Annotated in this window: 13 protein-coding genes and 3 pseudogenes; 6 read left to right on the top strand and 10 right to left on the bottom strand. The window is 55.2% G+C overall.

Features of this window, described 5'->3' with window-relative positions:
• Window positions 1–17: 17 nt before the first annotated feature.
• The 7 genes from DK261_RS28280 to DK261_RS28250 are packed head-to-tail and all read right to left on the bottom strand — an operon-like array spanning window position 18 to window position 5,880.
• A complete protein-coding gene (locus DK261_RS28280; RefSeq protein WP_110177126.1) occupies window positions 18–734 on the bottom strand; it encodes a hypothetical protein in 717 nt (238 codons plus the stop codon).
• Window positions 735–763: 29 nt separating this feature from the next.
• The gene (locus DK261_RS28275; protein ID WP_110177124.1) at window positions 764–1,498 is read right to left on the bottom strand and encodes a hypothetical protein; all 735 of its coding nucleotides are present in this window, start codon (window positions 1,496–1,498) and stop codon (window positions 764–766) included.
• A 42-nt stretch (window positions 1,499–1,540) separates the two neighbouring features.
• Window positions 1,541–1,930 carry a PAAR-like domain-containing protein gene (locus DK261_RS28270; protein ID WP_110177122.1) on the bottom strand — a complete coding sequence of 130 codons (390 nt, stop codon included), beginning with the start codon at window positions 1,928–1,930 and terminating at the stop codon, window positions 1,541–1,543.
• Window positions 1,927–2,988, bottom strand: a complete 1,062-nt coding sequence (locus tag DK261_RS28265; protein WP_110177120.1) for a hypothetical protein — start codon at window positions 2,986–2,988, stop codon at window positions 1,927–1,929. The genes DK261_RS28270 and DK261_RS28265 overlap by 4 nt, the downstream gene beginning before the upstream one ends.
• On the bottom strand, window positions 2,985–4,100 hold the full coding sequence (locus DK261_RS28260; RefSeq protein ID WP_110177118.1) for a DUF2169 domain-containing protein: 1,116 nt from the start codon (window positions 4,098–4,100) through the stop codon (window positions 2,985–2,987). Before DK261_RS28260 ends, DK261_RS28265 begins: the two co-directional genes overlap by 4 nt.
• Window positions 4,097–5,332, bottom strand: a complete 1,236-nt coding sequence (locus tag DK261_RS28255) for a TIGR02270 family protein (protein ID WP_110177116.1) — start codon at window positions 5,330–5,332, stop codon at window positions 4,097–4,099. The genes DK261_RS28260 and DK261_RS28255 overlap by 4 nt, the downstream gene beginning before the upstream one ends.
• A gap of 8 nt (window positions 5,333–5,340) precedes the next feature.
• Window positions 5,341–5,880 (bottom strand): DUF6484 domain-containing protein, encoded by a 540-nt coding sequence (locus tag DK261_RS28250; protein WP_146218561.1) that lies wholly within the window; start codon window positions 5,878–5,880, stop codon window positions 5,341–5,343.
• Window positions 5,881–6,204: 324 nt separating this feature from the next.
• Between DK261_RS28250 and DK261_RS28245 the strand changes: the two are divergent.
• Window positions 6,205–7,184, top strand: a pseudogene (locus DK261_RS28245) (IS5 family transposase).
• 231 nt (window positions 7,185–7,415) lie between these two features.
• Here the strand turns inward: DK261_RS28245 and DK261_RS28240 are convergent.
• The 3 genes and pseudogenes from DK261_RS28240 to DK261_RS28230 form a co-directional block, all read right to left on the bottom strand.
• Window positions 7,416–7,865: an antitoxin Xre/MbcA/ParS toxin-binding domain-containing protein gene (locus DK261_RS28240; RefSeq protein WP_110177111.1), complete on the bottom strand. Its 450-nt coding sequence runs from the start codon at window positions 7,863–7,865 to the stop codon at window positions 7,416–7,418.
• Window positions 7,866–8,198: 333 nt separating this feature from the next.
• Window positions 8,199–8,452, bottom strand: a pseudogene (locus DK261_RS34000) (integrase); the annotation flags it as partial.
• Between the two features lie 260 nt (window positions 8,453–8,712).
• A pseudogene (locus DK261_RS28230) lies at window positions 8,713–9,201 on the bottom strand (transposase); the annotation flags it as partial.
• Window positions 9,202–9,712: 511 nt separating this feature from the next.
• Here DK261_RS28230 and DK261_RS28225 point away from each other — a divergent pair.
• From DK261_RS28225 to DK261_RS28205, 5 genes are all read left to right on the top strand, one after another.
• On the top strand, window positions 9,713–10,942 hold the full coding sequence (locus DK261_RS28225) for a Druantia anti-phage system protein DruA (RefSeq protein ID WP_110177109.1): 1,230 nt from the start codon (window positions 9,713–9,715) through the stop codon (window positions 10,940–10,942).
• Between the two features lie 19 nt (window positions 10,943–10,961).
• Window positions 10,962–12,638: a hypothetical protein gene (locus tag DK261_RS28220; protein ID WP_146218560.1), complete on the top strand. Its 1,677-nt coding sequence runs from the start codon at window positions 10,962–10,964 to the stop codon at window positions 12,636–12,638.
• Entirely contained in the window at window positions 12,622–14,499 is a 1,878-nt protein-coding gene (locus DK261_RS28215; protein WP_110177106.1) for a hypothetical protein, read from the top strand. The genes DK261_RS28220 and DK261_RS28215 overlap by 17 nt, the downstream gene beginning before the upstream one ends.
• Window positions 14,500–14,779: 280 nt before the next feature.
• On the top strand, window positions 14,780–15,550 hold the full coding sequence (locus DK261_RS28210) for a hypothetical protein (RefSeq protein ID WP_177411737.1): 771 nt from the start codon (window positions 14,780–14,782) through the stop codon (window positions 15,548–15,550).
• Window positions 15,547–21,072, top strand: coding sequence for a DEAD/DEAH box helicase (locus DK261_RS28205; protein ID WP_110177103.1), 5,526 nt, complete (start codon window positions 15,547–15,549; stop codon window positions 21,070–21,072). Before DK261_RS28210 ends, DK261_RS28205 begins: the two co-directional genes overlap by 4 nt.
• The last annotated feature ends 230 nt before the right edge of the window (window positions 21,073–21,302 follow it).

Here is a 21,302-nt window from a genome sequence, read left to right as displayed (position 1 = left end):
CGGTCGCTGTAGGGGCATCAGGGCTTGCCGGGATAAGGGGTGGTCATACCCAGTGCGTTCAACTCGTCCACCGGTCGCAGGTAAGGATTGCGATCCGGATCCAACGTCGCGAGAAAAGCATCTCGCAGCGCATCCTCGCTGCCTGCCACGTATCCGGCAGGGTCAAAGGTTTCGCGCAGCACAGGGGCTTGGTTGGGCAGGGGCTGGTGTCGGTTGGGCGATATCTGCTGGAGGCGCTGCAGTGTGTCGGGCAGCCAGGTTTTGAATAGCGGTGAGCGGCCGACGACATGCTGCCCGAGCAGGACTAGGGAGATGCTGCTATCGAAGAGGCCAGTGCCGTCGGAGGTCTGAATGCTTTCTTCGAAAGAGTCGCACATCATCGTAAGCGATGACCAGAGCGGGCCGGTCAGAACGAATCGTTCATCGACATCGGGTGCGTCGGGTGCGGAGAGTTGCGCATAGCGAGGATCGATCATCGCCGCCCAAGAGGCCTCCACGCGCAGCAGAGCATCGGAGACGTCCAGGTGCCGGGACAAACGCGCGACTACCCATTCGACGCATGCGATGACTAGGCCGTAGGACGCCTTCTCGTTGATTTGGCCGAGTGCCTTGCCCAGCTTAGGGTTATCGTCGTTGGTCACACCGTGGAATTTGTTTCCAATACTGACACTCCACTTGTAGTCGATCGGTAGCTCGTCGACCTTGGCGGTCAGCAGGTAGTTTGCAATTTTCATTCATCAACCTTTTAGATTCAGCCTGCCGCTCAGGTGCCGGGCGCCTTCAGGCGGCCTCCCTTTGCGCGGCCGTTGATAAGTATGACCAGTTTTCTATAGCCGCCGGGCTTTTTGCAGTCGCTCTTCGACATTGGCTGTGGTTTGTTTTGATGATCGCAGATCAAGATCTCAATATTGCACTCGTTAGCTGCCTCGCAGAGCATGTCATAGCAGGTGGAGCAAGGTGTGCCGTGGTACTCCGTCGTGCCGGTCTGGAGGTTCTTCGGACGCCAGTCAATGCTGAGCAGCACCGAGCCGCCGCGCAACGCGCCCTCCACCTGGTTGGTGAGGTCGTTGAATATCTTGCATTCGGCATGGCCACCGTAGCCGCCACCCGGGTGGACACGGCGGAAGTTGCAGAGGGTACCGGCCTTGCTTTTTGCATCGGTATGTTGGTTCGACGGGCTGTTGCGGATTGCTCCACTGAGGCCGACCTTCTGCGCGCCGGTACCGCCCTTGCCACCGGTGGTGATGTACTTGTTGGCCAGTCCACTGCTGGATTGTGTCGCGACTCCTCCGGCGTTCGGGATCGCGCTTACTGCCGAGGAATACGTCATGCCCGTGCGTTCGGCCAGCACGAGCGCGCGGCGCTTGTCCTTTGGGAACTTGAGACCATTCTTGTTCGTCTCTCTGAGCTCGTTCTTCATCTTCTTGATAAAACTCTCGCGTTCATCGATGTTCTTCTTTTCTAGGTCCTTGCAGTCCGGCTTTTTGCCGTCCGCCACGGTCCCTCCTTTGGGCAGGACGGATGTCGACATGTTGCTGCCTCAGCGGTTGTTGTTTGTGGTCAGGTCCAGTAGCCGGACGGCATGCTTGCCTTCGATCTTAACGTCGAAGGACCATGCCTGCGCGATCGTCTTGCTCTGTAGGCAATGCTCAGTTACGTTCATCCCATATGAACGTGTAGCCGCTTCGTCACCAGTACATCGGGCGTAGTTGGAAATGTTCTTCAGGCCAACTTGACCGCCTTTGACCTTGACCGTCCGCGCTCCCTGAGAAGTGTTACTGGCCTTTGCGAAGTCGGGGTAGGGAATAGGGGTAGGACCGGCTGGTGGCGCCGGGGGCGATAGGCAGACATCCGGCATCGCTCCCAAGACATGGGTATCGTCTTTCTCCGCCGAAAGCTCTCGCCCGTTGACGAATACATTGGCACTCATAACGTAACCTCCCTTCCGATGTCGTTATCCTTAATGCCGCTTTGGAGCACGAAGGCAGCTCTTTCTCCGGTATCGCTGCCCACATGGCATAGGACATGGCGTCCAGGGGCATACTTCATGCGCATGGCATGCTCAGTCCAGCCCAGCAGACACGGCAGAATGGCTGCACCGATCTCGCCCAGGTATTCGATCGGATGCCACATATCCAGCGTTTTTCTCCGCTCGCTACGATCCAGCCGCATGGCAACGAACATCGCTTCCTTGAACTTGTAGTGCTCACCCGAAAGGTCGCTCAGTCGAAACGCAATATCGGACATGGTGACTCCCGCCATTTCCAAGGCATTGCGCACCGCCTGGGTCATGGCCTCTCCCCGCAACGGTTTGGAACCATCTATGGGTGCAGTCTCAACCGCTTGGCCATACCCCATGACGTACAGCGCGCTTCCGGTCGCTACAGGGGCAGAAAGCAATACGGCAGAGCCCGCTTCCCCCGGAAGAAATCCATTGAAGTTACCGGTGCAAAGCACTCGTCGATGCACTTCGTAGGCATCCAATGTTTCATGATCGATGTAGCTATCGACACCGGCTATCAATACATACCGGGCATGTTCTGCCGCTATCAGCGTCTGGGCATCGATCAGTGCTTGCGCGCAACCGAATTGCCCGGCGGGGTAGATACGTGAGGCTGGATGCAGAGGAGCATCCAGGCGCTCCGCCAGGGCATCGAGCAGTTGCGACTCGATCATTTCCGGCCGGCCTGGGCGCGATGGATGCGCGGTCCCTATTAACAACGGAATTTCCGATAATGTTTCCTCACGGCAGACCTGCAAGCACTCGACAATTGCAGGCGCCACCAGATCGGCCAGCAGTTCAACACCGGTCCAGCGCTGTGGCAGGACGATGCGGGCACATCGATAGGGTTCTCCTCCCTCTCGATCGGCCCAAGCCCTCGTCATCACGCCGCTGATACCGGCACGCAAGGCCGCCAACGTGGAGGGCGCGTTGTAGCCAAGCGCGGTAACGAGCCCCGACGCACGAACGGCAATAGGAATCCTCATCGCGCCATCCTCTTTCTCTTGGCCGCTACCGCCTCAGCCAGGCTGCGGTAGTAGGTCTTATACGGAAAGCGCTGGGTACGGTGCCAGGCTTCGCTCATTTCGCCGACGATGGTTTCCTTCACCTCGAACACACTGCCGTTTAGCGCAATACCGGTGCGCCATGTCATCGTGAAGCGCTCGCTGTCCGGCTCCAGGACGATGGTGTCGAGGACCGCCTCCTGGTCGATGTCTCGGCCTCGATAGGGGATGAAGGTGACCGGCATGGTCTGGCGCGGCAAATGGAAGGTGCGGAGTCCATCATGTGTCAGGTGTTTCAAGATCACATCCTCACCGCCCTGGGGGTAAGGGATGATTTGATCCTCTGGCGCAGCTTGGAAGTAACGCTCGTCGAAGTCGTCTGGCCAGAACGGCGCCTGCTCGTTCAGCCAGTGTTCATCGTAGGTTCCGGCATAGCGTTGCCGCGGCCCCCAGGAGCGGCCGATTGGCGTCAATGCCATGGGGCGATATTTACCGTTGTGGCGGGTGACCGGGCGATCGCTCTCTTCGGTGTTCGGCAGTGGCTGGCCGTCGATTTGCTCCGTGTGCCGCCAGTAGCCCCGTCCCGCCGGATTGGCAAGGAAGGTTGCAACCTTGCCGGTACGCGACAGGCGTGTAGCGTCTATGCCTCCGAAGGCGCGTTCATATCCGACGGGCATTGTCGTAAACGGCAGGGCTTCACTCACACTCACGGTGGTGCCGAGCAAGCTTTTGCGCCAGTGGCGGTCCCCCACCACGTTGAAATGCTTGATCAGGGTGCCGACTCGCAGGCCGACGTGCAGGTGCGTGGCGATGCCGCCATCCGGGACCTGTGCCTGACCGATCACCAATACATCGCAGGCCGGTTTGAAATGCGCGAACTCGCTTTCCCGTAATGGGGCGCTGACTCCTGGCTCGCCAATGAACTCGTCGGCCTCTATCAACGGCTGTTGATCGACATGTAGTTGGGCCGGCTGCCCCGGTTTGCTTGGCATTCGATAGGTGGCCTTGACGATGACCACCAGCAGTTCGCAGCCGTCACGTTGAAAGCCCATCGTCCAAGCGGCCTCGAACGGGGTGACCTTGGTGAACCTCATGCTGCCAACCACCGTTGCTGGCGGTCGGCACGGGCGGTTACGGGGAAAACCGACGCCCCTTTCCGCAAACGAGCCAACTCGATGGCTGCGCCCCGTCGCTGGCGTTGCGTCCCGCCATGCAGGAGCCTGATGGCGGCAGCCTCACTGATCGGTCGCCCGGCTAGATAACGAGAGCCCGGGGTGAACCGCCCCTGTTCGGCTTGCCACCAGTCGTGCAGTGCTTCAGTGCTGACCCAATATGCGAAAGCGTCATCCGGGTGTTCATCCTCCAAGTCGAGTGGATCGCGACGTAAGGATGGATCCTCCAGATCGACTCCCGTGATGAGAGCGAATGCCTCGGCCGCAACGCAGGAGAACGCATCATCCCCGCAAAGCTCCAATAACCAGGGCATGACGGCAGGATCGCCAAATGCACCGGCGGCAATGACGGCCTGGCGCAAGGTTGTGCTGTTGCCTGCCAAACCTCGAATGAGGCTGCGCACCCAGTCCGGGTATCCTGCACGCGCGGCGATTTCCAATGCCGGGCCGGTTTGCTGTGCGGCTTCGCTGACTTCGAAGGCCAGTTCGGCCGCGCGGAAATCCCCTTGCAACGCACGCGACCAGTAAGACCAGAATCGACACCCCTCATGCGAATCTGAAGTGGCGCTATCCAATGCTCCCTCGCACTCTGTCAGACCACGCTCGCCAATCGCACGCAGGGCTCGGGCACGTAGTTGAGGATCAGGGTCATTCAATGCTGCGATGATTTCTTGCCGTACCGGTATGCATTGAGCCACCCGCACTGCCAGATCGATGGTGCGATGAGCCGATAGTGGTGATTCCACCAGCCGTTGCAGAAGGGGTTCGAGGTTGTCCCAATCGAGCCAGGACAACGCTGAGATCAACGCGTCACTCAACTCCGGATCGCTGAGTGCGATCGAGAATGTATGGCTCATCGCCTCGCGATTTTGAAGGGCGAAGGCGAGCCACCCCGCGACAAAAAGGGTGCCGCTATTAAGGTTCCCCAACGCTTGGGTGGCCAACTGTAAGCCTACTTCCCCGGCGACACGTAGACCTTCAAGATGGGCCAGTACGCGCTCATCCAACAATGCGAGTTGGTCGAGGTGGTAATGCGGTGCTAAGGCCGCACGCTCCCGTGTCGACCACAAAAACGAAGCCTCGTCAGCATGCTCAGTTACGACGGGAATATTCAACAAGGACGAGATCTCGACCGGAGCGAATCCATTCTTCATGGCGAACCTTAATTCAACTGGACAGAGCCACCCTGCACTTTGTTGGCTCCAGCAGCACGGGTGACAATGGTTTCTCCGTATACTTCTACCCGTCCATCCTGACGTAGAGTCAAATGAGACTTTCCACAGCGAAGGACCAGTTCCGTATCGGCATCCAGAAGCACGCGCCCGCCGTCATACCTGACTTCCAGCGGCACTAACGCCTGTGGTCGATTTTCTTTAGTCCGTAGCACCCCTATTATAATGGGGCGACTTTGATCGGCCTGCTCGAACATCAATAGGACTTCCCGTCCGACATGATCGTTACGCAAGTCGACAATGCTGCGTGCCGGTAGAGCGACAGAGGCCTCCTGCTCGGACCATGACACCAACGGTATTTGCCCGTCATCGATCATGCCGAGTAAACGGCCTGTCACTGAGCTGTGGAAATCGATAGGCGTTGACTGCTTCAACGCTGTTGAAAGAAATGAAGCGGGATGTGTCCCCTGTGGGGATATTGAGACTTTTTCCTGCGCCCTTTTGGGGATATTAATTTTCAGGTAACTCATGGAACACTTCTCCCTGTGTAATGAAGTGCATTATGAGACCCTCAAACTCGACCAACTGCTCTCGTTATTGAAGAGGGATAAGGCATTGGTGTTCAATTATATTGATGGCGGAATTTGGGTGAGCTCGTGTTCAGTGAGGTAAAGGGAAAGTTAGCTTGATTGTCACGAGTGTCAATAAAATTTCTGGGGAAATAATTTTGGGTGTGATTATTTTGATTCCAATATGATATTAATATGATTTTATTTTGACAGCGGTCTAGGAATACCCTGAAAAAGACTTCCTAATTTGGCAAAATCCACGGACACCTGTCACCGAGTTTTCCGATGAAACAGATGACCTTTGCCGACGCCGAGTACGCTGGCAAGCGCAAGCAAACCCGCAAGGAATTGTTCCTGATCGAGATGGATCAGGTGGTGCCGTGGAAGGGGCTGATCACCCTGATTGAGCCGCACTACCCAAGGGGGAAGGTGGTCGTCCGGCTTATCCATTGATGGCGATGCTGCACATACACCTGATGCAGAACAGGTTCGGTTACAGCGATCCGGCGATGGAAGAAGCGCTGTACGAGACCACGATCCTGCGACAGTTTTCTGGACTGAGCCTGGAGCGTATCCCTGACGAAACCACCATCCTCAACTTCCGTCGCTTGCTGGAGAAACATGAGTTGGCAGCAGGCATTTTGGGCGTGATCAATGGCTACCTTGGGGATCGCGGCCTGTCGTTGCGTCAGGGCACCATCGTCGATGCCACGCTGATCCACGCGCCCAGTTCGACTAAGAACAAGGACGGCAAGCGCGATCCTGAGATGCACCAGACCAAGAAAGGAAACCAGTATTACTTCGGTGCGAAAGCGCACATCGGTGCCGACGATGAGTCGGGTCTGGTGCATAGCGTGGTGGTCACGGCGGCCAATGTCGCGGACATCACCCAGGTCGACAAACTGTTGCATGGCGAGGAACACGTGGTGTGCGCTGACGCCGGTTATACCGGGGTCGAGAAGCGTCCTGAACATGAAGGTCGCCAGGTCATCTGGCAGATTGCGGCCCGCCGCAGCAGCTACAAGAAACATGGAAAGCACAGTGCCTTGTACAAGGCGCTGCGCAAGATCGAGAAAGCCAAGGCTCAGGTGCGGGCCAAGGTCGAGCATCCCTTCCGGGTGATCAAGCGTCAGTTTGGTTATACCAAGGTGCGGTTCCGAGGCTTGGTCAAGAACACCGCGCAGATGGTGACGCTGTTCGCGCTGTCGAGCCTGTGGATGGCTCGTCGGCATTTGCTCTCGAAGACTGGAGAGGTGCGTCTGTAGTACGCGAAATGGTTGCTACGAGGTGCTCGCAGTGGCGAAAAAACATGAAATAGGCAGCAGATCCGATCGCATCTTGACCTGCTGCCGCTTTTGGCATCGAGGATGAAGAATTAGCCAGAAAATATTGGGCTACTTCAGACCATCCCTAGGTTGCCGACTATGGTTTGGTTGCCGATTTGTTTGAAGCTGTACCGGAGATAGAACGGCTATATGCCACGTGGGTGCCTCCGGTCATAGAGCGAAGCCTTCGGCGATTTGAATCAACATCTCTTCGACTTGGCTCGTGCCTTGCTGGGTTGTGAGTAAATGTAGTGGCGCCATACCGGAGAATCGTTTCTTGGGTTTGGATAGCCATCGCGAGGCCTTGTCGGTGTTGCCAAAGATTACTTCAGCCATCGATCTTATGTGAGCTAACCGAAAGAGCCTGTCGCTTTCTTCAATGGTAAGCGGCCGGTCGTTCTTGATCCGTTTCCTGAGGGTTCGCAGCGAGATGATCTGACTTAGATCTAGTGATGTAAAAACCTCATCGTCAACGAGCCTCCTCAGACGTGCAGCAGGAAAGCCAAGACTGATCATGGTATGAATCTCGAGATCGCTGGCAGATTCAGGGATTTCCAGCAGTGCTTTCAATCGAGCACGATATTCGCCATAGCCATGATGTTTAAGACTCTCAGCAAACACTATATTCCTCCTTGCCGTCGCTTGCCGTCGAGGTTGGGGAGAATGCACGCTCAGTTTTATTTTCAGCCCCTTACTGAGTGCGCTTTCTGTTCGTAAAGAGAGTTGTAGTAGATATTCTAGGTGGTGCTGAGGCTGTTGTGGCGAAGATCCGCCAGCAGCAGGTCCCCCCATGTCCCGGCGCGGTGCATTAAATGTCGCAAGTGTATGCCGTCGCCATTACCGCGGGGCCGAGCACAATTGGTCCCTTTCCGTTATCATTGCAGCCTTCTTGGGGCGTGCGTGCCAGAGTCCTATGAACGGATGACAGCGACTAGCCTGGCTCATGAGCGCACTCTATTCATTGCCGTCACTCTTGTCTCTGGTAATCAATAGATTTGTAGCACGACTATTGAGTAGCGCTCCAGCTTGGAAGTAGCCCATCACCGTCGGGATCGAACGGTGCTCGGTCATCGCCATGATTTCACCCAGTGGTACGCTCTGGCGCCCGGCTTCGCTGACGAAGCCCGAACGCAAACTGTGCTCGGCCCAGTCCCCAGGCAAGCCGGCGGCTCAGCGCGACGCTTCACAAAGCGTGCTACCTGGTCGCCGCCATCCTTAAGCCGTCGGCGATAACGCAACTGCAGCCATGCTGACCAGTAGGTAAAGGCGCAGCAGTAGCTGCGCACGGTATTAGCGGCAGCCCAGGATCCGCGTGAACGCTCTCGCATCATTCATGCGCTCCAGGAACTCGCGTCCGCAATTCTACGCAAGACCTCCACGCAGTGCTGATCACTCCTGGTTCACGCGTCAAGAAAGTTGTCCGTGTCGCATTCAGGAATTTTCGCTGGGGTAGCAGTTCTTGAGACCGACCACGCTGCTCGTAAGCCATATCCAATGCCTTGGTCACCAAGTCCGTGTCCGGTTTGCTCGACAGCGCCCAGCCCACAACTCGACGTGCATAGAGATCCAGCACGACAGCCAGGTAATGCCATTTCCCTTGCGCCCAGATGTAGGTGATATCGCCACACCAGACCTGGTTGGGTGCCGGCATTTCAAACTCTCGATTCAAGATATTCGGAATATCCGGTCGCTCAACTTTTAAAATGGATTTCTCCCGTTCAAGACGAGCGATCCGGGCTTCCAGCTCCTGGAGCTTCTGCTGTTCGGGCGTCAGCGCTTTTGTCTGCGGAGTAACACCGCTGCGCTCCTGCTGGGGTTGGTTCACCCAGCGACGCAACGCGGACTCGACTACCCCCAGCGAGCGGCAGGCCTCGATATGGCTATAGCCTTGATCGAGCACGAGGGCTGCAGCCTCGTGTTTGAATTCAGCGGAAAAGGAACGACGTTGCTTGGTCATCTGACACCTCTATCTGGCGAGCATTTTCGCCTAAATGGGTGTCCGGTTTCATTAGACCACTACAAGCTGAATTCTCCAACCGACTGATTTAGGTAGTCGAATAGGGCGCAGTTCTTCCTTGAACGTGAAATAATGGCAAGTGGCCTTTATCGAGAGGGGGCGAGGGCGCTGGACCAAATCGCACCAGCGACTATCTCGGGCTGCCCTTACAGGGGGGTTAGCGTCAGTAGCCTTTCTATAAGCCCTACAGCGCTGTACGATTTGCCGACCTAGCGAGCCACAGCTTGAACGCTTGGGGAAGTGACATTTTGAACGCCATAACGGGCATGCTGACGCTGATCGATATGGTTGGCGAGTGTGTGCTCACTAGCTCTCCATGCACGCATTGCTTTGCAATTCCACGATCTACGTTTTGCTAAGACCACTAGCATCATCCGTGTATTAGTACAGGAACCCGAGCCCTTTGTTTTTAAGGAGCTCAATTGGAAGAGTATTGAGCAGGAAGCAGCTAATGCCAAAAGGCGATGCAATCATCATCGGGATCAATCCCCGGGAAGCGAACCTCAAGAGAAAGCTGCGCGAACATCTGCACTCCTTAGGCTTCACCAAAACGGATGAGGGGGCTTTACGAGCCCCAGGTAATACCAAAGACGCGATCCGCACCCTTCACAGCGCCCAGCGTGAAGAGCGACTTCTCGCGAGCGAGAAATTTGTGTCGCGGGCTGGGGGGAAGCTGATGCAGTTTTTTGCATCGGGCAAAGATGTGAACCCTGAGAAGATTTCTCCGGTTTTGGAACGGGTTTCCTCAGATACTTGGCAGGGCGATTTATTCAGGCTCGCTGCCTTGTCCTGGTCTGTGCCGGTTTCAAACGGTTTCGGCAGACGTCTGCGTTACCTGGTTTGGGATGAAAGCAACGGCAAGCTCATGGGGCTTATCGCGATCGGCGATCCTGTTTTCAATCTGGGTGTTAGAGACAAATTCATTGGCTGGGATATCCATGACAGGGGGGCTCGACTAGTCAATCTGATGGATGCCTATGTTCTTGGGGCGATCCCACCTTACAACTCGCTCCTTGGAGGCAAGTTGGTCGCGTGCCTGCTTCGTAGCCGTGATATTTACGACGATTTTGCGAAGGCCTATGGCACCTCGACAGGGATCATCTCGCAGGCAGAAAAGAAGGCTCGCCTACTGTCCATCGTCACAACATCATCGATGGGACGATCCTCGGTCTATAACCGGCTGAAGCTGGATGGCACTCAATATCTCAAGCCAATTGGTTATACCGGCGGCTGGGGGCATTTTCACATCCCTGATTGGTTGTTCATGGAGATGCGTGACTACCTGCGTCACATCGACCATACATACGCCGACCAGCATGGTTATGGGCAGGGGCCCAACTGGCGCTTGCGGACCACACGCGCTGCGCTTACGGCATTAGGGTTCAAGGATGATTTGATGCGCCACGGTATTCAGCGTGAGGTCTTCATCTGTCAGCTTGCATCCAATGCAACTAAAATCTTGCAGTCTGGGAAGGGTAAGCCTGACGTAAGTTCGCTCCTGTCTGTAAGCGAAATTTCCGGCCTGGCGTTGGATCGATGGATGATCCCGCGCTCCAGGAGTATGCCGGAATACCGAGGCTGGACGCCGACTAACCTGATTGATTTGTTTGGTAGTCAAGCTCAGATTCTCCGCACCGAGGCTAAGCGAGAAGTGATGCTAGGCAACAGTTGCGGGTACTAGGGACGCAAGGGGAAGTGCGTTGGAATACGCCGTTAACAAACTGTCGAACAAGCTAGAGTCCGCTGCGCAATCGTCGGGGATTGGGTTGTTCATTTGCCCGTGCTGCAAAGCAATGGTGAATTTTAAGTCGGGAGCCAAACAAAAAAAACACTTTGGTCACTGGCCCGGATTCGGATCACCAGAGTGCGAAAATTTTATCCCGAGCCAATACGGACAGAACGCAGAAGGCAGCGCTTTCGCCACCGTGATGAAGCGCCGGATGGATCTGCGTCTGATGATTACCAGAGGGCAGCGTGCTGCCTGGTCGCTTGAGCTGGCAGTACCTGCATGTCGTGTGTGTGACGCCACTGTCACAATCGACGTGGGAGGAAGGCTCCAGCACTTAAATATGCGCGGTATGACCAAGGGCTTTCGGGTGATGGCCGAACTGTCCGTCGAAAATTATCGCATCGTGTCCTATAGCGACCATGCCGATCCTTCTTTTATGGCCAGTGTGGATCGCGAGTGTCCGGGACTTCCATCCTCGGGAGCTGCTGTCTTTTCAGCGTCAGGGCGCGAAGGGGCAACCGGCTTTCCCCGAGCACTGGAGCTCAGAGGTTCGGAAACATACGCTTTTTTATGGAGTGAAAGTGCCGCTCCAGTTTTTCCTGATGAGATCGTACTCGATAAGTTTCAGGGCAGGCAGGGCTGGAACCTGGCTCTTGCCACCATCCCGGAAAAGCTCTCTGAAGGCTGTGTGGAATGGCTTCATAACTTTACGGGGCTGTGCGTAAATCCACCTGCCCCCTCGATTACCCCGATATGGCCGTTTCTTACGAGAAACTCGAGCCTTAACGCTATTGAATGCATTCAGTCGCCTGCGGTACTGCTGTCGACACAGATGATGCCCGTAGGACAGCAGGACAAGGGGCCGACAATGCAAGTGCACGGGGGGGGAGAGCGCCTTTCTGCCACCGGGATTGAAAAGTCGCCAGCGTTCTTTGTTTTGGCAACCGAGAAAACCCAAGACTTCCGAGTCGCAAAGGCGGACTACCCCGACATCGAGAAATTTATCTCCTGCACACTTTCGCCGTACCGAAATCAAAAGTTGCCGGCTGTAGAGATTGCATTTAGGGACCGGGAGTTGAAACAACACGTCATCCCTTTGCACCAAAAAAAATGCAGGACCTTTGTCATGGCTGCCAGAGCTCAGACAATGACGCTTGAGTATCTCTCCATGCCACCCGGCTGTAATGGGCGACTTATTGCCGACAAGTCCTCTCAGCGCAGTGAGATCTTACTTTTTTCCGGCGACACAGTGCCTGAAGACAGCCAGCATAAGCGCCTGCTTCCACCAGAAGTGCAGACCTTGCTCATTGCGCACTTGGTCGATCCGACATGCCACGTCGACATCAACTTCGGTGGATTCGGGCGGTTGCACGTTGCCGGCGACCTTTCCAGCAGACCTATCAGCGAGGCCTTCGTTACCCTGGGTCCTTCGCTTCGATCCAGGCTGCTCAGCTTCATGGTTCAGTTGCAACCAGGTGGCCCAATCGCCGCGGTTTCCGATGACTATGCGCTGGTTAGAACCTTCGCTAGCTTGAGACCCCATCAACAACTTATTCCGAATTACCGTACGCTGGTGAAGGATGTCCTCGCCTGCGGCTTTGAGCTCAAACAGCTAGGGGAAGGAGTCTCATATGAGCTACCAATATAGCCAGGAGGCAAGGGATCGTATCTCTGCGTTCGGACAAATTGCGATTACTGAATTCATTGAGGAGATTCCTCATGGTATTCGTAAAATTTTTTATGATCGTCAGCCGGCAATCCAGGGATTCCGGCGGGGATCGCCCCCCGAGTTCAAGGAAAAACAAAAGCGTTTGGTCGGGCACCTCATTCACACTCAGCCTGGGCAAAAAGGGGCTGCCGATTGGAGCACATTTGCCAAACTGTGGGAGGCGTGGGGAAAGAGTCGATTGGGTGCAGCTTTTCCTGCAAGTGACATCTCATCGGCTACACCGGACGCTGGGCCCGTTTTTTTAACTGGCTTGGCAGAGCTTTTCCCTGACGCAGCCAGGGAGAATCTGGAACGTCTGTTGGACTTCAGTGGCTTTGCAGACGGTCCCGAAACCCAAGTCGCACTCGGACGCTTTCGTCCAGCATCGACGCTAGCTCGTGACCTTATGATCGATGCGCTTCCGGGGCGGTTGCATAAGATTGAAGGTTACTTCGAAATCGCTGAGGCCGCGGCAGAAGAGGTGGCGGAGAGAATTGATCAACTTGAGTCCGAGACGGACACTCTGGCTAAAGGCATTGCAGACGTCATCTCGAGTGTCGAAAAAAGTCAGGGTGACGTTAAAGAATTTCGGGCTGCACTCGAACGTATCGCTGAGCGTGCCAGTGGACTGGAAGAGGTTGTCGACGCACTTGGCGCTGCAAGGCAAAAGATCAAAGAAGGAATCGCCGCCGCCGACGCGCGAGCCGATCAGTTCCAGCACAGTTTGGAGGCTCTTACAGAACAGAGCCGCGCGTGGGACAAAACTCAGGCAGAGGTTTCAGCGCTCAAGCAATCAATCGATGCTCTCTGTGCGCAGGAGCTCGAGTGGAACCATGCCGTCACGGCAGTCAGTCACTTGGCTGACCGGATCGATATTTTAGAAGCAGCCGTTGCAAAAGGAGGCAATGGCACGGCGACCAAACCACAGGTTCGGCTTTTTGAAGTTGAGTCACCGGGGCCGATTGTAGATATCCAGTCTGTCAAAGGCGCCTGTGAGCTGATTGCATGCAACCTTCAGGCTTGCGGAGTTATGAAGGGAGCGGCAAATACCACGGCCCGCGAGATATTATCCGCGCTGTCCGCTGGGCAGATGGTGCAGTTTTCGGGCTCAATTTCTGACTTAGTGGCAGACGCCGTTGCAGCAGCCATTGGGGGTCAAACGTTTCATGAGTGGCGTGTACCAGTCGGATTAGTATCCGATGAGGCGGCGATTGATTGTCTAGAGGTGGTCTCGGAAACGTCTGGTTGTTTGCTGATGAAGGGAGCAAACCGTTCAGCTTTTGAGGTGTACGGTACTGCGATTCGAGACGTCGTTATGCGCCGTCAATTCTCACTACCAAGCTACCAACATCTCTCGCTGATAGCCGCATGGGCACAGGGTCCTGCCACGTTCCCTGATGGGGGCACGCTCGCGGAGATCGGTCCGGTTTTTGATACGGATAATTTTGCTATGCGTGGGGTATCGGCCAAGTTACCCGAGCTCAAGTTTGGCCACCTGGTGCGCAACTCTTGGGATCAGATTGACGGCTTTGACGATGATTCACCGCGGGCACTTGTCTCGGAGCTGAAGGAACTCATAGAAGAGAGTTCGTTTGTCCCCGGCAATCTTTGGACAAGAATGGCCGACCGTGCTTACTCACGACTGCGGACTATCCCCGGCGGGAGATCAGAAGAAGACCTGCACTCGGTGTTGACGTTGTGGGCTCTCCCATGGGCGAAGGCAACGGCCGGCCCCGTTGAGGATATCGCTCGTATCGCGGGCCGGATGTTGGCCGAATTGCAAGCCGAGGCAGAAACCTGAGGGGACGCAGATGAAGTGGCAGGCGATGTCCCGCGAAGGAACGCGAAAAATTCTCGCGGCAGGTATTCGTTGTAGGGTTGTGGGTGAAGGGCTTCGTATCGCTGCGATAGCCGAGTGTCTGCGAGCGGCGTCGTACCTCGCTTCTGCACCGGTCGCTGGCAATGGCAATTGGGAGCCCGCTGCCTCCCTTAGCTTGACCAGTATGGTCCGAAGGCGGCTATCACCACTCTGGCCAGATCTTGCAGAGGATACTGATGCTCGCCCTGGTGTGCTGTCGGTCTTGAATAGTTTGGGCGAGTTGGGTGACTTGGTCAGACTTCAAGGCGGAAACTGGCTGACGCCACCAGCACATGCCATCAAAGCTGACAACGACAGCGCAGTGATATTAGGCGGCGGTCCCATAGAGGCTCTCCCGCACCACATCCAGGCACAAGCCGCAGGTAGGGTGCGACTTGTCGATGCAATCGCCTGTAATGATTGGATCGACGTCTGGGATGCTAGCGAGTGGATTGGTGCACCTGTCGAAGGGCTCGAAGCTTGGTCTATCCGACTGATAGCAATGATGAAGTCGCGGTTCACCGACGTGCCCTGCGAGTTGGGTGAGATTGCGATTTACGATAAAGGTAGATGGGGAGCCCTGGCGGAATTGCCCAACGCTGGAGGGGTTTTTCTTTCAAAATGCCAGACAGGTCCGGTGGCCTTACATTTCATCGGGGATTATTTCCGTGGGCGCATTCGCAAAATGGCGTCTCTCGACTTTCAGGATGCCAGACGCCTCCGTTTTCATTTGGACGCCCAAGCTGGTCGCCCCATGAGAGTCAAAGCGGTGACCTCTCAGGGCTTTGTAAAACTTCGATTAGAACGTCGGTTACCCCAGCAGGAAGCGAAAGCTCTTTTGCTTGGTTGGCAAATACCCACGCCTGAAGGCCAACACCCTGGCGTGACGTATCACGTTTTACCTATAGAAATGCTATCCATCGTGAGCACTGCGCTCGACGGGTTAGGCGTGGTTTTGGATGAGCGCTGCGGCGCAGAAGGAGGGAACCAATGAGTGTGAAGTCCACGTTGACTGAAGCGGCAGGCGTCCATGAGACCGCGAGCAGCTTGGCTGATAGCCTAAGACAATATATCGAGGCTCAGTATCACATACTCGATGAAGGTCTCGTCAGGGAGCGACGCGCGCTTCTCCAAGCGAATGAAACTATTGCTCAAACACCATATGTAGAGTCAACGCCGGTCTACAAAGTTGGAACTCCCTACGAGGACTTGCCAATACCACAGGCTGCCTCAGATGCATTGACCAAATTGTCGGTGATGGGACTTGGTCTTTACCCTCTGCCGTATGAGCACCAATCACAGGCGCTCACCTCATTCCTCGGCGATGAGGCTGCTGACCTGGTGGTGGCAACCGGTACGGGCTCGGGTAAAACAGAAAGCTTTTTGATGCCGGTCATTGGGAAACTGGCAGTAGAAGGCGCCGAGAGACCTGAGTCTGCTGCTTTGCCCGGTTGTAGGGCGATGTTGCTGTACCCCATGAACGCCCTGGTGAATGACCAACTCGCACGTATCCGTCGAATACTCGGTAATCCTGAGGCAGCAAAACTGCTGGCGAACGGTAGGAAAACACCGATTCGCTTCGGCAGCTATACCGGCAGGACCCCATACCCGGGGCAGCGTTCTTCCACGCGAGACGAGCAGTTCATCAAGCCGCTCTTCGAGGAGTTTTATAAAAAAGTGGCCAAGATACCGGCCATCCAAAAAGACCTGGCTCGTATTGGCCGTTGGCCGAGCAAAGATCTTGATGCTTTTTACGCGGATGATGTGGTAGAGACCAAAACCTATGCCTCCGGGAAGAAAATCGGCAACCAATTCGTTTCAAAAAACTGGAAGGGGCGGCTGCTAACTCAGCCAGGTGACCGTGAGCTCATGACACGGCACGAGATGCAGGCACGCTGTCCTGAACTGTTGGTGACGAACTACTCCATGCTCGAATACATGCTCATGAGGCCGATTGAGCGTGGGATCTTCGAGCAGACAAGAGACTGGCTAAAAGAAGACATCCGGAACGAGTTCATACTCGTTCTGGATGAGGCGCATATGTACAGGGGGGCTGGAGGTGCTGAGGTCGCGCTTCTCATTCGCCGCCTATGTGCCCGACTGGAAATTCCACGAGAACGCATGCGCTGCATTCTCACCAGTGCGAGTCTTGGCGCCGGCGAAACTGCCGTCGCGGACGGTGAACGATTTGCACGCGACTTGACTGGTTTGTTGGAAAACTCCTCCCGCAAGGTCAAAGTTATTCAGGGGACGAGCGAGCAGCGCTCCTCGGTACACACGGTTACCCGTGAACAGATTGATGCCTTGGCGGGCTTTGATCTCGACGCCTTCCAAGAGGCAGCAAATGATCTCCCTTCTGCCCAAAATGCCGCGGCGGCGCTTGCTGGACAGCTTGGTTGGGAAGCTCCGCGTGCTGGCGATCACTCATCATTTCGCGACTGGCTGTTTCGAAGCCTTACTGACTTCGGACCGATGGAAAAACTTATTACCTTGGTGTCAGGTAAGGCGGTCAAGCTAGGGACTTTGAGCCAAACTCTTTTTGAAGGATGTCCTCTAGAAACAGCCGAAAAAGCTACCGACGCACTACTCTCCCTGGGGAGTCATGCACAGCGAAGCTCAGATGGTCGCGTACTGCTTCCGACTCGTCTGCACCTATTTCATCGCGGATTGCCAGGGCTCTATGCTTGCGTGGACCCAAACTGTTCGAAGCGCTTGGGCGAGCATGGCGGACCTACCATTCTTGGCCGCCTTCACACTAAACCATTGAGTCATTGCGGTTGTGAGTCCAATGGTCGGGTCTATGAGCTGTTAACCCATCGTGATTGTGGCGCCGCCTTTATCCGAGGGTATGTCAGTGCTGAAATGGATTTCGTATGGCATCAGCCAAGTGGGCCGTTGTCCGAAGGCGGAACCTTGGACCTTATGCCGGTTGAAATTTTCGTAGAGGAAACTGCTCACCCGCGCAGTCGACACAGGGACATGTGGTTGCACATCTCTACTGGCATTCTTTCTGCAACATGCCCAGCGGAGGGAACCGGTTTCCGCAAAGTCCGTATAGCAGATAAGGTCGCAGTTGGTCCTGATGTAGCTTTCGATAATTGCCCTATCTGCATCCGTAGGACCAGAAGCTCCAAAGACGAACCGTCGAAGATCATGGACCATGTTACGAAGGGCGAAGCACCGTTTACCACGTTGGTTCGGACTCAAATGGCCCGTCAGGCGGCGAGTCGTGCTAACGATGCAAGACATCCCAACGGCGGTCGAAAAGTTCTCATTTTTTCCGACGGTCGCCAGAAGGCTGCTCGCCTGGCGCGAGATATTCCTCGTGATATTGAACTCGATGTTTTTCGTCAGGCTATAGCCCTGGCATGTGGGCAATTGGATGAGCAAAGGGTAGAGCCTCGACCAACGCCGACGCTGTATCTAGCTTTCCTTGCCGTTTTAACCGGTCACGATCTCGCTATATTTGATGGCACGGATGCCAAGAAAATTGAGGATGCGCGTGACGTCTTTGAGCGTGATTACGACTCCGATTTGGGTCAAGCGTTGGAGGATAGGTTCAACCCACAGGAGGCACCCGCACGTTATCGAATTGCTTTACTCAAGCTCCTATGCGGCAGCTATTACTCGCTTTCAGGTACGACCGTAGGCTTTGTAGTGCCTGCGCGAGCAAAGCTCAAAAAGCTGAAGGAGGTCTTGAGTAACAAAGGGATTTCAGTTGGGGACGAGGATCTACTTGCGCTCGCGGTTGGCTGGATTGATTCCATGCTTCAGGATTTCGCCTTCGACGCGACAATCGATAAGGGTTACCGTTACAAGGCCGCTGGATACTACAAGCCCGCGTGGGGTAGTAAGGGACAGTTCGACAAGGCTTTGAGAGAGGCACTCACTAGTCGTTGGGGCTGGGATACGTCCACCTATGAAGCTATAGAAGTCGCTTTCCGTGAGCAGCTAGCCGATGAGGTCGATGGTGCGTGGTTCCTTGCTCCTAATTCTTTGCGCCTCGTGATTGATCTTTCCCACATCTGGACCCAGTGTCCAGATTGCACCGCGCTGATGCCATTTGCGTTAGGTGGAAACATTTGTCTGTCCTGTGGGAGTGAAGGCGCCGTACCGATCGACCCCTCGACGAGCACCTATGTCACTGCACGCAAAGGTTTCTGGCGTCTTCCAGTAAAAGAGGCGCTCGAACCGGGAGCACGCCTCTCAAACTTGAGCGTGGAGGAACATACCGCGCAATTGTCGAATCGGGACCGAAGCAAAGTCCATGCAACCACTGAGTTGTACGAATTGAGGTTCCAGGACGTTCTTGTTGGCGCCAAGGATAGGCCCATCGATGTTCTAAGTTGTACCACCACTATGGAGGTCGGCGTCGACATTGGCTCACTGGTGGCGGTCGCACTGAGAAACGTGCCCCCTCAACGCGAAAACTATCAGCAACGCGCCGGGCGGGCAGGGCGTCGAGGTTCTTCTGTCTCCACCGTGGTGACATATTCGCAAAATGGACCACACGACAGCCATTATTTCTTAAACCCGGAACACATCGTCGCCGGTCCTCCACGTACTCCTGAGGTCAAGGTAGATAACGCGAAGATTGCCCGCCGGCACGTGCATGCTTATCTGGTTCAGACTTTCTTTCATGAAGTGATGGCTGACGGCACCAATCCTCCCGCAGAAAAAACCTCACTGCTTTTAAAGGCGCTCGGATTAACCCAGGACTTTTTTTACGGTGCCGATGATACGGGCCTCAATCTAGCGAGCTTCGAGAACTGGGTATCACGTCGCGTTCTCGCATCAGATGCGGATCTGAAAGCCTCTGTTTTGGCTTGGTTGCCGCCTAACTTGGACACTCGCGGTTCTACTCTTTGTGAGTGGTTGGTGGGAACGGTTGAGGGCTTGCTGTCGACTCTGCGCGAGCTCGCTTCAGATATACCGCCACCCATCGCGTCCAATGAGATTAGTGAGGAGGAAACCGAGGTAGATGAAAACCCCGGAGCCGGTGTTGAGCAGAAGGAGCTTTTGGAGTTCCTGTTTTTCCATGGGCTGTTGCCGAGTTATGCCTTCCCAACGAGTCTCTCCAGCTTTCTGGTCGAGGAGCGGAAGAGAAACTCAAATGGCAATTGGGAGATCCGTACGCTTCAGCGACCGCAGCAGGCAATTTCTAAAGCCCTTAGCGAGTATGCGCCAGGCCGGCTTATCGTAATTGACAAAAAAACCTACCGATCGGGAGGTGTTTTTGCAGACATGCCCGCCGGTGAGGTGAATCGCGCTCGTCCTCTTTTCAAAAACTCAAAAAAACATGTTCACTGCGAAGCATGCTCATTTGTACGAGATCCCAACAAAGCTGGAGGCAATGGTGAAATCTGCCCGGTATGTAGTGGAGAATTGAAAGAGGAAACGATGATTTTGCCGGAGGTATTCGGCCCGGAAAATGCTCGAGATCTTCCGGAGGATGATCGTGAGCAGGACATTACTTTCGCCACCATGGCTCAATTTCCTCAACCAGTTGACCCTGAGGTGTTTACCTTCACTGAGTGTGGGCCTAACGCAAGCTTCACCCACGCGACCGACCGAACATTGGTGACAGTCAACCGGGGCAAGGAGGGTTCGCAACTTGGCGGATTTTCGGTTTGTGTCGACTGTGGGCATGCCACCGTATTCGATCAATATGCACCGCAAGCCGGAGTGCATGACCGTCCATACCAACAACTGGGTCCAAAAGGGACACCGCAGCACTGCGCTGGCGCATTCCGGCGAGTCTTGCTGGGACATGACTTCAGCACCGACCTTCTCTTGTTGAGGCTAAAGATTGCCGAGCCGTTGGTAACAAACACGGTTGACGTCGTGGTGTTGCAGATGCTTGAAGATGCATTGCACTCGATAGCGGAAGCACTTCGACTTGCTGCAAGTCGGCACCGGCAATTGGATTTGGACCCTGCTGAATTCGGTTCAGGTTTCCGCATTGAGCCCGCGCTTAAGGACAACGCTCGAATGCTCGACATCTTTTTGTATGACACCCTTTCAGGGGGAGCAGGGTATGCCGAGGTCGCAGCTAGGAATTTGCCTGAAATTCTCGAGTCGACACTTGCGCTTCTGGAAGGCTGCACGTGCGAAACCTCCTGCACTGAATGCCTAAACCATTTTCACAATCAGCACCTTCAGAAAAGACTCGACCGAAAACTTGGCGCATTGCTACTCCGCTACGCAGTGTTGGGCGAGAAGCCTTGCTGCTCCTCTCCTGACGAGCAGGTAGTCACCCTGTCTCAACTTCGCTCAAGTCTCGAATTGGATGGTTTTCGCTGTACGCCAGTCGGAACCCCAGAGATTCCCCTGCTGGTAGAACGTGATGGCCGGCGTGTTGCGATTGGCTGCTATCCTGGCCTCATTGGAACGCAAGAGTTTGTGCATCCTGTCAGGCACGCCGCAGATGTCAGCGACAGCCTTGAGCTGAACGAGTACTTGCTCAGGTCTAACCTGCCTGACGCACATCAGAGAGTACGAGCAACGTTTCAGTAATTGGGTGGTAGGTTGCTGCTTTTGACTAAGGACTCTGAGACCTACCTCGACGTGGTCGCCCGGAAGGGCTGCTGTGGGTTTCATTTGATGGTTGAAAGGGATAAACCATACTGGTCTGAAGTCGAGGGCAGCCAAGAGCGTTGGCTGATCTCCGAAGGGCTGGTCAAGGGGGAAACGAAGTTTGGCGAATCCTCAAGCGGGAGCAGTTCACCAGCACTCGGCCATAACAA

The sequence above is a fragment of the Pseudomonas sp. RW409 genome, assembly GCF_003184125.1.
GTDB classification, from domain to species: Bacteria; Pseudomonadota; Gammaproteobacteria; order Pseudomonadales; family Pseudomonadaceae; genus Aquipseudomonas; species Aquipseudomonas chlororaphis_I.
This window is presented reverse-complemented; position numbering and strand designations above follow the sequence as displayed.